Consider the following 12,193-nt stretch of genomic DNA (forward strand, 5'->3'; position numbering starts at 1 on the left):
CCGTTACAGGATCGAGACCAGCCTCACAGCTTAACTCCCCTCAATTAGAGCCCGCTCCTCCAACCAGATCTCTTGAACAAACTGATCTGTAATCGCATAAATCCCATGCCCTCGTCGCATGATGATGTTCTCGGCAACCAGCGCAATCACCACCGGTTGAATCTCTTCGACCCGTACCTCTCGCCCGACTGACTTTGAATACTCGGCCGCCGCGTCAGTGGAAAAAATTCCGCGAGCATCGCCTTCCGTAGACGCGATTTTGTTGAAAATGGCTTGAGCCAGGCTTCCCAGTTGCTCGACTTTTTCCAGCTCGATACTCGCCGCCGCTGAGCGTAACGTGCTGGCAATTACCGGTAGGAATACATCAGGCTCACCCTCTTGCTGCAAGAGTTGGCGGAGGGCCTTCAGCATTTCCTCAGGTCGATTTCCCAAGGTGTTGAACGCGTCGATAGCGGCTTCGAGAGATGGCAGTTTGTCCTTCTTCACTGTCATTGCGAGCCGGTTAAGCAGGAATTCAACGTACTCGCCTTTCAGCAATGGGTAGGCTGCTGACGTGGCCCCGGAAAAGGCGTGGTTGCGTTTGGCGGTCAGTTCGCTGACTTGCGCCCTGTGTGAGCCAGTACCAATAAACAGAAAATATCCCGACGTTTTCGGGCGAGGATTGATGGCGTCGCGGGCGGCCTTGAGTGCGAGGAGCAGTTGATTGCCGTCGTCGGAGGAAATGGCGTGCTGCACTTCGTCAATGATCAGCACCAGATCAGTCTTTGCTTGATCGACAACTTCGGTGAGTGCTTGTGCCAGAGTCGGGCCGTCGGCGCTGCCAATACTGTCGAGTTTGAAACCGAATTTAAATCCAGCGGCGCCGATTTCAACATTGCTGACTCGCTTGAATGTTTCCAAAGCAGAGGAGCCCGGCGTTTGCAGATCTTTCAGGGTTTTCCGGATGGCGTTGTGCACAAGCGTTGCCGGGTTGGCCAGAGTGTCGCTCCATAGGTCGACGTAGATGACCAAAGCACCTGCTTCCTCCAGGGCCGGGATAAGGTCGTTCCTCAGAAACGTTGTTTTACCTGTGCGGCGCAGCCCAGATAGAAATAGACCTGAGCGTAGACCTTCGTCGAGTACGCCTGGATTGAGAAGCTGGTTGGCCATTGACTCAGCCAGTTCAGGGCGCTGGAAAATGCTGCTCATACGATTACACCTTTTTATGTGTACAGCATAATTATTGCTATTTCATAATTTAGCATAAAGACGGAAATGTGAACCGTCGGTTCAAAGTCCGTGCTTTCGAAGTGTGTAAAAGGATTTGGCTGATCGAGCGAAGTGTGCGGCGAGGGGAGAAGCTATTTCCACTGAAGGTTGGACCGCGAGAAATATAAATACCCCAGAAACAACAAAGCCCCTGCATTTCTGCAGAGGCTTTGTTTTGTATGGTGCCGGCACCAGGAATCGAACCCGGGACCTACTGATTACAAGTCAGTTGCTCTACCATCTGAGCTATACCGGCGTTGTGGGCGACGATTATAGCGATTGGGTGGTTTCTGTAAACCCCTGAATTCAGACTATTTTTGCGTGGGGCCGGATCATGCCCGGCGCAGCACGTTGTGCAGTTTCTGCAGGGCGCGCCAGGCGCGGTTGTTCTGCATGGCGTGGAGTTGCGCTTCGGCGCGTTCGGCGCGTTGTGTGGCGGCGCTGATTTGGGCCAAGGCGTCAGCTTCGCTGGGGCTGACGGGGTGGGCGAAAGGGTGGCCGAGGCACAGCTGGAAGTTGTCGAGCTGACAGGGCGGCATGTCGAAGGCCGGTTTCAGGTTCAGGTGTTCGTCGGCGAGGAAGTAGCTGTTGAGGCCGTCGAAGCAGACGTTCTGATAGCCGGCGTCGGTGATCAGGTGTTCCCAGGTGTGGTCGCGTTCGAACGGGGTTTCAATGAGGATCAGCCACGGGCGGAAGCGGCTGAAGTCCATGCCGCGCAGGACGGTTTCTTCGTGGCCTTCGACGTCGATTTTCAGGAAGTGGATCGGCCGGTCGGCGGCGTGTTCTTCGCAGATCGAGGTCAACGTGCGGGCCTTCACCGTCAGGCTTTGCACATTCAGGCCGCGGTCCTTGCGCTCCTGAGCGATCACCGGGTCGGCGGTGGACAGGCCGGTGCCGGGAATGCCGTAAAAGGTGACTTCGCCGGGCGCATCGCTGGCGATGCATTGCAAAGTGGTGTCACGTGGCCGTTGCTCGACCAGGGCGTCGTGGAAATTTTGCATCGGCTCGATGTTGATGCCGCTCCAGCCGCGATCATAGAAGGCCTTCGTCACCGAATCATGGATGGGATCGTTGGCGCCGACGTCGAGGTAAAAGCCGTTTTCAAAGAATTTGAGCGCGCGCCATAGACGGATGTCTTCTAAATTCTGTGCGTATGAAATGAACGTCACGGTCGCTCCCTGTCGGTCGGGTTTTTCTTGTTCGAGGGTGTGCTGCCTGCACGGTGTGAGCTTGTATAGCAAGGGTGGAGCACAGGCGCAATTCACTCCTGAACCAGTCCGCCATTCGGCGGTTATGTCATTTCGATCTGGAGCTTATGCACAACAGGAAGCGGCGTCGCACCGCTTGCGGGGGATTTTGTGGACGCGTTCTCATTTTGTTCGCAAATCCCTGTTTTACAGGTTTTTTATTTATATGAACAAAAAATGACCAGAGCTGGTAAAGGGGCGAAACAGGCGCGGATATTGGATCCACGGCAAATCCATCAACAGAGTTATCCACAGGCTGCCAGATTTTAAGTACGTTCAGCCAGCAGCAAAAAATTGCGTGGTGTGAGTGGGGTGTCGCAGAAGGTCCCCAGGCGTACGACGCATCCCTGCTCGACGAGGAAAAGCGCCCGATCAAGATTCAGCCAAAGCTCCAGTGGCCGTCGGAAAAGTCCGCGCAGCAATTCCAGGTTGCGAACTTCGGCCAACCGCTGCCAACCGGCAGCTTCCAGTGCCGTCCAATCGGCTGAGCCGATTGTGGATAACTCTTTGAGGGCGGCCAGATCGCGGCAATAACCGGCGAATGGTTTATCCAGCCAGGCGCTGGGCAGGGAGGGTGTCGGCAGGTATTCGTCGACACCGCGCAACTGCCGCTGCAGCAAATCGAAAGCCAGACGCCGGGCCATCGAGGTGTCGCGCTGACGTCGGACGCGTGCACCGGCGGTGACGGTTTCGCTCATAGGCAGTGCCAGATCTTCCAGCGAGAGTTGTAGGAGCGATGTCGATCCGAGAGAGGACAATGGCTGATATTCGCGGTGTTGGATGCGGTTGTAACAGCAAGGTGCGATTGCCATATGCCGGCAACCGGCAGCGCTGGCCAGTTGCATCAAGCGCACATGCAGATCACCACAAGCATGCAGGGCGACCGGGGTGTGCACACTGCTCAGCAGTGCTGCCGCATCCGACGCCAATACATCCTGCTCAACATGCAGAGCGTTCAGGTGATGCCGCTGGCTCAATGCCTGCCCGCTGGTAACCAGCGCAGGATCATATTCCACGCACGTCAGTTGCTGCCCTTCAGCCAATAGCCGCCGGCCCAGATGACCTTTGCCGGAGCACCAGTCCAGCCAGTGCGTCGGCGGCGCAACGAACGACAAGCGACTGGCAAATGCCTCGATCTGCTGCCATTTGCGCCCCGGTACATCGACATTCAGTCGATGTCCGGCCGCTTCCAGCGCATGTGCCGGCAGCGCACCGACGGCACTCAGTTCAGCCGACCGCGCTGCCAGGGAAGCAAACGGTTGCGGCGCATTATTGAGTTCGGCAGGTTGGTTGTGAGCATTCTCGGCATCTTCCAGCGACCGCCCCCGTAGCCACAAAGCCAATTCAGGGTGGGACGTTTCCCAGGGAAGTTGCAGATGAGTGAACGGTCGAGGTTTCCACAGCGCCTGATGCTCAATCAGAAAAGCATCCAGCGCGGTGAAGCGGGCGAGTAAGTCCTCGCCCGTCAGCACGTGGGAAATGTCAGCGCCCTTGGCAGGCATCGACGCGCAGCCAGCGCTCCAGCAGCTTGAAGCCGCGTACCAGCACGTAAGCCATCAGCAAATAGAACACGCCAGCGGCGAAGAAGATCTCCACCGGCAAGTAAGTGCGGGCAATAATCGTGCGCGCCATGCCGGTCAGTTCCAGCAAGGTTACGGTGCTGGCCAGGGCACTGGCCTTGAGCATCAGGATCACTTCGTTGCTGTAGGCCGGCAGGCCGATGCGCGCGGCACGCGGCAGGATGATGTAGAACATCGCCTTGGGCCTGGACATGCCCAAGGCCCGCGCGGCTTCGATCTCGCCCGGCGGAATCGCCTGAATCGCGCCGCGCAGAATCTCGGCGATGTACGCCGCCGTGTGCAGCGTCATGGTCACTGTTGCACACCAGAACGGATCGCGCAGGTATGGCCATAACGCGCTTTCACGTACTGCGTCGAACTGCGCCAGACCGTAGTAAACCAGGAACAACTGAACCAGCAACGGCGTGCCACGGAAAAAGAAGATGTAAGCGTAAGGCAGCGAACGCACGTACCAAAGCTTGGAAGAGCGGGCGATGCCCAGCGGAATCGCCAGCAGTAGACCGGCAATCACCGCGATGGCGACTAGTTCGAGGGTCAGGGTCGCGCCCTGTGCCAGTTTCGGCAGCCACTTGATGATCACTTCCCAGTTCATTAAGCGCTCCTCGCAAAGCCGCGGGCGGCGCGTTTTTCCAGAAAGTGCATGCCGGTCATCGCCAGCACGGTCAGGCCCAGGTACATGATCGCGGCGACCATATAGAAGGTGAACGGTTGTTTCGACACGGTCACGCCGATTTGCGCGTGTCGCATGATTTCTTCCAGGCCGATCACCGAGACCAGCGCGGTGTCTTTCATCAGGATCATGAACAGATTGCCCAGACCGGGCAGGGCGATGCGCCACATCTGCGGCATGATCAACCGGGTGAAGATCCGCCATTTCGACAGGCCCAGGGCCTGGCCGGCCTCACGGTGGCCTTTGGGAATGGCGAGGATCGCGCCACGGAACACTTCCGTGGCGTAGGCGCCGAAACACAGGCCGAGGGCGATCACACCGGCGGCGAAAGCGTTGAGTTGCAGGTCGGGGTTGCCGAAGTACTCACCGAGGGCGCGCATCAGGTTGACCGTACCGAAGTAGATCAACAGCACCCAGAGCAATTCCGGGACGCCACGTACCAGCGTCGAATAAGTACCGCCAAGCCATTGCAACGGCTTGTACGGGGAAGTCTTGGCCAAGGCGCCGAGCAGGCCGAGCACCAGTCCCAGGCACAGGGCGGTGAGGGCCAGTTGGACGGTCATCAGCGCGCCGGCAGCGAGGGCCGGGCCGAATCCGTAGAGGTCGATAATCATGGGTTTCTGTTCAAATTGCGGCAGGCAAAGTCGGGAGCCGGCGCCGTTGCATCACGGCGCCAGTCCCACAGGTCAGGATCAGTAGATGCTGAACGGGAAGTACTTGTCGTTGATCTTCTTGTAGGTACCGTCGGCGACGATTTCCTTCAGAGCGGCATTCAACTTCTCACGCAGTGGATCGCCTTTACGCACAGCGATGCCGATCTTGTCGCTTTCTACAACCGGGTCACCTTTGAACTCGTAGTTCTTGCCGGCGTCGCTTTTCAGCCAGTCATAGTTGGCGTATTTGTCGGCGAGGATCGCGTCGACGCGACCGGAAGTCAGGTCGAGATAGGCGTTTTCCTGGGTGTCGTAGAGGCTGACCTTGATGTCGTCGGCGTAGGTATCTTCCAGCCAGGTACCGGCCAGGGTGGCACGCTGGGTACCGATGGTCTTGCCTTTGAGCGAGTCCTTGTCGGTTTTGAAGTCGACGTTTTTCGGGGCGATGAACTGCAGCTTGTTCGAGTAGTACGGGTCGGTGAAGTCGACCGCGCCCTTGCGCTCTTCGGTGATCGACAGCGAGGAGATCAGGAAGTCGAACTTCTTCGCGTTCAGGGCCGGAATGATGCCGTCCCAGTCGGACGTGACCACGGTGCACTCGACTTTCATCTTCGCGCACAGGGCGTCGCCGATGTCTTTGTCGAAGCCGACCACGTTGCCGCTGGCGTCTTTGTTGTTGAACGGCGGGTAAGCCGCTTCGATGCCCATCTTCAGGGTTTCAGCCATGGCACCGGCGCTGAACGCGAGGGTGACGGCGGCGGCCAGGAAGACCTTCTTGAAATTCTGCATGCATGTTGCTCCGTTAGCGGTTGCTGGACATGAATTGTTTGCAGCGCGCCGAAAGCGGGTTTTCGAACACCTGCTGAGGCGATCCTTGCTCTTCTATAAGGCCCTGATGAAGGAACACCACTTCGCTGGAGACCTGACGGGCAAAACCCATTTCGTGGGTCACGAGCAGCATGGTGCGGCCTTCTTCAGCCAATGCGCGGATGACACTAAGTACTTCCTGAACCATTTCCGGGTCAAGCGCCGAGGTGGGCTCGTCGAACAGGATCACCTTCGGCTGCATCGCCAGCGTGCGGGCAATCGCTGCGCGTTGTTGCTGGCCACCGGACAATTGCGCCGGGTAGGCGTGGCGCTTGTCGGCGATGCCGACCTTGGCCAGCAGCGCTTCGGCGACTTCGATGGCTTCGGCTTTGCTTTGGCCGAGCACGCGACGCGGGGCCTCGATGATGTTGTCGAGGATGCTCATGTGCGGCCACAGATTAAAGTTTTGAAACACAAAACCAATCTCGGAGCGCAAGCGGTTGATCTGTTTGCCGTCGGCGGCCACCAGTTCACCATTCTTGGCGGCCTTGAGCTTGAGTTCTTCACCGGCCACCAGAATCTGACCCTGGTGCGGGTTTTCCAACAAGTTGATGCAACGCAGGAACGTGGACTTGCCGGAACCGGAGGAACCGAGGATCGAGATCACATCGCCGTCGCGGGCGGTCAGCGAGATGCCTTTGAGCACCTCAAGCTGTCCGTAGCGTTTGTGCAAGTTGCGGATTTCAAGCGCGGGCGTGGCCTCAGCCATGTGCGTTCCTCATATATGTTGCGCTCCAGCTGTTGGATGGCCTTCCTGGCGAGGCGGCCAAGCTAGCATAGCGTTTCAATGGCAGCCAACAGCGCTACGAGCGGTAAACGGGTGGCATGTGGCAGGTTGTCGCATCGGCGCAGCAGACTGTCGCCCCATCAACAACCGAACGGGTCTTTGATCGTGCAAACCCGTGGGTGTCGCGTAAAAAAAGGCGCGATGTTGCCAGCTTTGGCGGGGTGTTGGAAGCGCTATCCGGCCGAACGTTCCTGATTCGCCCTTTTATTGTGCATCCCACACTTTTTCAGTGTGTTTCTGGTGCGCGAATTCGTCTTGAAAGTGAGTCGCAGGGTAACGTTCTGGCGAATAGCCATTAATCTCAAGGACTTGCGATGACTGTCCGGTCGCGCGCAAAACCGCATTCCAGAAGACTTTGAAACATTTTGGCGCATTTATTGCGTGCAGAATCTGGAACGCCCCGTTGGTTTCTTTTTACGAGAAAGAAAATACCAGACGGGCCGGACGCAATCGCTTTCCTCGCAAAGGTAGTTTCGATGAGCAGTACCCCAAGCTCCAATGGCCTCGAACAGGGGCTCAAACCGCGTCATGTGACTATGTTGTCGATCGCCGGTGTGATCGGCGCCGGTCTGTTCGTTGGCTCCGGCCACGCCATCGCTGCCGCCGGCCCTGCCGTGCTGCTGGCTTACGCCGCCGCCGGTACGCTGGTGGTGTTGGTGATGCGCATGCTCGGCGAAATGGCTGTTGCCTCGCCGGATACCGGTTCGTTCTCGACTTATGCCGACCGTGCCATCGGGCACTGGGCCGGTTTCACCATCGGCTGGCTGTACTGGTGGTTCTGGGTCTTGGTGATTCCACTGGAAGCCAACGCCGCTGCAACCATCCTGCACGCTTGGTTCCCTGATGTCGGCATCTGGGCGTTTGCGCTGGTCATCACCCTGTTGCTGACCGTGACCAACCTGTTCAGCGTGAAGAATTACGGCGAGTTCGAATTCTGGTTCGCGCTGATCAAAGTGCTGGCGATTATCGGCTTCATCATCCTCGGTCTGGCGGCAATCTTCGGCTTCCTGCCGAACAGCCAGGTCAGCGGTGTTTCGCACTTGTTCGACAGCGGCGGTTTCCTGCCAAACGGCATGGGCGCGGTGCTGGGTGCAATTCTGACCACCATGTTCTCCTTCATGGGTACCGAGATCGTGACCATTGCGGCCGCAGAATCGAAGAACCCGGGCAAGCAGATCTCCAAGGCCACCAACTCGGTGATCTGGCGGATCGGCTTGTTCTACCTCGTGTCGATCTTCATCGTGGTGGCCCTGGTGCCATGGAACGATCCTACGCTGGCCAACCTCGGTTCCTACCAGACCGTGCTTGAGCGCATGGGCATTCCGAACGCGAAAATGATCGTCGACATCGTGGTGCTGGTCGCGGTGACCAGCTGCCTGAACTCGGCGCTGTACACCTCGTCGCGCATGCTCTTCTCCCTCGGCAAGCGTGGCGACGCACCGGCGATGGCGACTCGCACCAACAAAAGCGGCACGCCTTACTGGGCTGTAATGCTGTCCACCGGCGCGGCGTTCCTCTGCACCTTCGCCAACTACGTGGCCCCGGCCGCGGTGTTCGAATTCCTGCTGGCCAGCTCCGGCGCCATTGCCCTGCTGGTTTACCTGGTAATCGCCTTCTCGCAATTGCGCATGCGCAAACAACGTGTGGCGCGCGGCGAGAAAATCGAATTCAGCATGTGGCTGTTCCCGGGCCTGACCTACGCGGTGATCATCTTCATCGTCGCGGCGCTGACCATCATGCTGTTCCAGGAAGCGCATCGCGTGGAAATCCTCGCGACTGGCCTGCTGAGTCTGATGGTAGTGGCTGCCGGTCTGCTGGTAGCACGTCGTCGCAAGCTGGAAAAACGTGGAGCGGTGGTGTTGAACTGATCCGCAACGCGTAATGCAAAACGGCCGCTGTCAGTGATGACTAGCGGCCGTTTTTGTTTGTGAGCGGGGTTTATTCGCTCTTGTCTTCCTGCGCTTCCACCGACTTGCCATAAGCATCCAGCGCCACCCCGAAATCGGTGATGAACTGTGGCTCGCTCAGCCAGGCCTGGGCCTCTTCGATCGTTACGCCTTCGGCCCACATGCGGTAGTCGATCAGCATGTCGGCGGCCAGGTGGGTGGCGGCCATGCCTTCGTTGTCGGCGTTTTCCATGTCCAGCAGTTCTGGGTGGTCAACGATGACGAACGCCAGTTCGCGCAGCAGCGTCAGCAACATTTCGTTGCGGCTAATGGCTTCGGCGTCGCGCATTTTGCTGAACATCGCCAGGGTGTATTCCGGGATCGGCTCGGCGAGGTGGTCGAGGTCTTCGTCCTGTTCCAGTGGTTTGCGGCCGACCATACGGATTTGCTTGGCTTTGGCCTTGGCGCGTTTGGCGCGTTTCTGTTGCTTGTTCAGGGATGCCATGGGAACTCAGTTCTTCTGTTGGGTTTGCGCGGCGATTGCGTCGGACGCCGCCACATAGTCGGCCTGGAAGGCCGGGGATTCGATCCACGCCAGCGCGCCGGCCTCGTCGGTTTCCTGCGACCACTGGCGATACTCGATCAGTGCGGCAAGGATGAAGTCCATTGCGCCTTCTTCGCCTTCCTGTTCGTAAACCAGCTCCAGCAACGGGTCTTCGAGGAAGGCGCTGCACAGGGCTTGCTGGCTGATCTTCTCGGCGTCGATCATTTTCTTGAACAGCTCGGTCAGGTCCACCGATTCGAAGTCGATGCGGTCGTCGTTCGGGTCCAGCTCGACCGGCGCTTCGGCGCGTTTGGTGCGGTTCTGCTTGGCCTTGGCTTTGGCCCGGGTGGCGCGTTTTTGCTGCTTGTTGGCGGAGGCCATGATGTGTTCCGTCGTGCGTTGAGAGGGCTCAGCTGCGCGGGACTTGCCGCCCGGGTGTGTCGGGGGCCAGTGCGCCGGTTTGCAACCAGGTCAGAGCGATGGGCCATAGTGTGGCTTGGTATGCGCTGCGAAAAAAGGCGAAATGTCCGACTTGTTGCTCGCCGATGTCCTGCGGTTCGATGCGCAGGTGGGTTTTTGCCGCGTTGCCGAAGTAGCCGAGCAAGCGTTCGATGGCGGGAATCGTGCCGTAGGGATCGTCGCTGATGCTGAGGGCGAGGGTTTTTGCGCGGACATTAGCGAAGGGCAGGGCGCCGGGTTTGTCCACGAGTGAACGACCGCTCGGTCGGTCTTCGTAACGCGCGGCAGGCGTGCTCCAGTCGCGCACAACGCCTGTCGGTGTATCTTCCAGCCAGCCGAGACGTTTACCCGGGAAGAACCCGCAGAACAGCGTCAGCAACGGCATCACGACATGCCATTTGCCGAACATGCGCCAGCGATGCTCGGGGGCGTAATCGCGCCAGTACGCGAACTGCGCGCCGACGGTGACCAGCCGTCGGATAATCTGTCCGGACTCGCCCAGCCCCGCCGCACAACCGCCAAAGCTGTGGCCGACCACATCGACCGGTTGACCGGGAAACTCCCGTTGCGCGCGTTTGAGCATCGCTTCGAAATCGAGTGCGCCCCAATCCGTCCATGAGGCGTTCAAGCCTTTGATCGAAGCGTGTCGCGATTCGCCGATGCCACGGTAGTCGTAGGTCATCACGTCAAAACCATTGGCGAACAGGTATGCCGCGAAACGCGAGTAGTGGCGGCAGCGAACAGACGTAGCCGCGTTGATGATGACCACGGGGCGCTGAGCATCGGGGGCTGTGTGGCCCCAGGTGAAACCACCAAGCACATAGCCGTCGGCAGCCGCTTCCTTGAAAGGCTCACCTTGCATTGCAGCCAAAGTCGGCGACCTTGACTGCGTATCCTGCATTGCGGGCGTGTCCTGACAGCTCATGACGATCGACCTTGGCGGCTAAGTTGCCAACGATAGTCTGCGCGCCGCCCGGGAACAATCCGCAGGTTTTAATCAGTGGCTTGGGTGAGCATGCGCTCTTCGATCAAGGCCTGTTCGCGATTGAGTTCTGCGCGAAGCTCTTCTTCACTCGGCAGGATTGTCTTGTAACTGCTGGCAAACAGTTGCTCATTGCCCTTGAGCATTGAGTAGCGCGCCACCGAATCGTTGCTCTCGGCAGACAGAATGATCCCGACTGTCGGCTTGTCGCCCTCGCTGCGCATGAGCTCGTCGTACATGCGCACATACATGTCCATCTGCCCGACATCGCGGGCGCTGAGCTTTCCGCGTTTGAGATCGATGATCACAAAACATTTGAGCAGGTAGTTGTAGAACACCAGATCGATGTACAGATCGACGCCGTCGGTACTGATGCGTTGTTGTCGGGCGACAAAGGAAAAGCCTTTGCCCAGCTCAAGAAGGAAGCCTTGCAGGTGATCGATGAGGGCTTGTTCCAGGCCGCTTTCCCTGACCTTGCCCGCTGATGGCAGACCGAGAAATTCGAGCATGACGGGATCGCGGATGAATTCACGCGGATTGCACTTCATTGCATCGATGTTGGTGGTGGCTTCGTCGATCACATCGGCTTTGTCTCGACTCATGAGGAGGCGCTCGTAGTAGAGCGTAAGGATCTGGCGATCGAGGGCGCGGCTCGACCAGTTCAGGTTGGCGCATTCGTCCATGTACCAATGGCGTGCTTTTTCATTGTTCACTCCCAACAGCCGACGGTAGTGGGTCCAGCTCAATTCGGAACGCACTGCGTTCCAAATTGGAAACAATTGATAAAAACTGCGCATGTATCGCAGATTACGATCATCAAATCCTTTACCAAACTTCGCCGTCAGGTCCTTCGCCAGCAGGCCAATCAGCTGTTTTCCATAGCCCGCACGCTGGGCACCTTGCTGTTCAAACTCGACGATATGCCTGCCGATCTGCCAGCAGGTCTGCACTTGGATCGTATCAACCGCTCGCAGCACTTTTTGCCGTGCCTGACGAATCAGTTCGCCAAGCTCCCCCAGCAATGAATCGATTTTCGGGTCTTGCGTGTCAGCAGGTTTTAGCTGGCTCATCGGTCTTCCGCGTCATTGGGAACAGAGACAAAAGCATGCCAATAGTCGCGGTTGCGGTATGTCGGGAGAGACGATGAAATCCGCAGGAAGAGGCGATTGGTGTTGCAGGACATTGCCGAGCAAAACGGCTCTGACGGGCAAGGGCTGTAGTCCATTTCGTACACCCGCCAAGTGCCAATCAATCTGAAACCCGCCGCGTT

12 protein-coding genes and 1 tRNA gene are annotated in these 12,193 nt (G+C 58.2%); 1 reads left to right on the forward strand and 12 read right to left on the reverse strand.

Annotated features, from left to right (window positions below; genetic code table 11):
* Window positions 1-30: 30 nt before the first annotated feature.
* The 8 genes from A8O26_RS04875 to A8O26_RS04910 all read right to left on the reverse strand — a co-directional run bounded on the left by A8O26_RS04875 (window position 31) and on the right by A8O26_RS04910 (window position 6,974).
* Complete coding sequence (locus tag A8O26_RS04875; protein ID WP_064117018.1) at window positions 31-1,188, reverse strand: AAA family ATPase; 1,158 nt, start codon at window positions 1,186-1,188, stop codon at window positions 31-33.
* Between the two features lie 240 nt (window positions 1,189-1,428).
* Window positions 1,429-1,504: transfer RNA gene (locus A8O26_RS04880), tRNA-Thr, on the reverse strand.
* 76 nt (window positions 1,505-1,580) lie between these two features.
* Entirely contained in the window at window positions 1,581-2,417 is an 837-nt protein-coding gene (locus tag A8O26_RS04885; RefSeq protein WP_064117019.1) for an FkbM family methyltransferase, read from the reverse strand.
* A 344-nt stretch (window positions 2,418-2,761) separates the two neighbouring features.
* Window positions 2,762-3,997 carry a methyltransferase gene (locus A8O26_RS04890; protein ID WP_064117020.1) on the reverse strand — a complete coding sequence of 412 codons (1,236 nt, stop codon included), beginning with the start codon at window positions 3,995-3,997 and terminating at the stop codon, window positions 2,762-2,764.
* Window positions 3,978-4,667, reverse strand: coding sequence for an ABC transporter permease (locus A8O26_RS04895; RefSeq protein ID WP_064117021.1), 690 nt, complete (start codon window positions 4,665-4,667; stop codon window positions 3,978-3,980). The genes A8O26_RS04890 and A8O26_RS04895 overlap by 20 nt, the downstream gene beginning before the upstream one ends.
* Window positions 4,667-5,359: an ABC transporter permease gene (locus A8O26_RS04900; protein WP_034153034.1), complete on the reverse strand. Its 693-nt coding sequence runs from the start codon at window positions 5,357-5,359 to the stop codon at window positions 4,667-4,669. The genes A8O26_RS04895 and A8O26_RS04900 overlap by 1 nt, the downstream gene beginning before the upstream one ends.
* Before the next feature lie 78 nt (window positions 5,360-5,437).
* Window positions 5,438-6,187, reverse strand: a complete 750-nt coding sequence (locus A8O26_RS04905) for an ABC transporter substrate-binding protein (RefSeq protein WP_034153033.1) — start codon at window positions 6,185-6,187, stop codon at window positions 5,438-5,440.
* A 13-nt stretch (window positions 6,188-6,200) separates the two neighbouring features.
* Window positions 6,201-6,974: an ABC transporter ATP-binding protein gene (locus A8O26_RS04910; protein ID WP_007909167.1), complete on the reverse strand. Its 774-nt coding sequence runs from the start codon at window positions 6,972-6,974 to the stop codon at window positions 6,201-6,203.
* Between the two features lie 554 nt (window positions 6,975-7,528).
* Here A8O26_RS04910 and gabP point away from each other — a divergent pair.
* Entirely contained in the window at window positions 7,529-8,920 is a 1,392-nt protein-coding gene (gabP, locus tag A8O26_RS04915; RefSeq protein ID WP_064117022.1) for a GABA permease, read from the forward strand.
* A gap of 70 nt (window positions 8,921-8,990) precedes the next feature.
* Here the strand turns inward: gabP and A8O26_RS04920 are convergent, their stop codons facing one another.
* From A8O26_RS04920 to A8O26_RS04935, 4 genes are all read right to left on the reverse strand, one after another.
* Window positions 8,991-9,443: a hypothetical protein gene (locus A8O26_RS04920; RefSeq protein ID WP_064117023.1), complete on the reverse strand. Its 453-nt coding sequence runs from the start codon at window positions 9,441-9,443 to the stop codon at window positions 8,991-8,993.
* Window positions 9,444-9,449: 6 nt separating this feature from the next.
* Window positions 9,450-9,863, reverse strand: coding sequence for a hypothetical protein (locus A8O26_RS04925; RefSeq protein WP_016986326.1), 414 nt, complete (start codon window positions 9,861-9,863; stop codon window positions 9,450-9,452).
* Between the two features lie 28 nt (window positions 9,864-9,891).
* Window positions 9,892-10,866, reverse strand: a complete 975-nt coding sequence (locus A8O26_RS04930) for an alpha/beta hydrolase family protein (RefSeq protein ID WP_064117024.1) — start codon at window positions 10,864-10,866, stop codon at window positions 9,892-9,894.
* Window positions 10,867-10,934: 68 nt separating this feature from the next.
* Window positions 10,935-11,993: a PDDEXK nuclease domain-containing protein gene (locus A8O26_RS04935; RefSeq protein WP_064117025.1), complete on the reverse strand. Its 1,059-nt coding sequence runs from the start codon at window positions 11,991-11,993 to the stop codon at window positions 10,935-10,937.
* Window positions 11,994-12,193: the final 200 nt, after the last annotated feature.

The organism is Pseudomonas fluorescens, assembly GCF_001648775.1.
In the GTDB taxonomy this organism is placed as follows: Bacteria; Pseudomonadota; Gammaproteobacteria; order Pseudomonadales; family Pseudomonadaceae; genus Aquipseudomonas; species Aquipseudomonas fluorescens_M.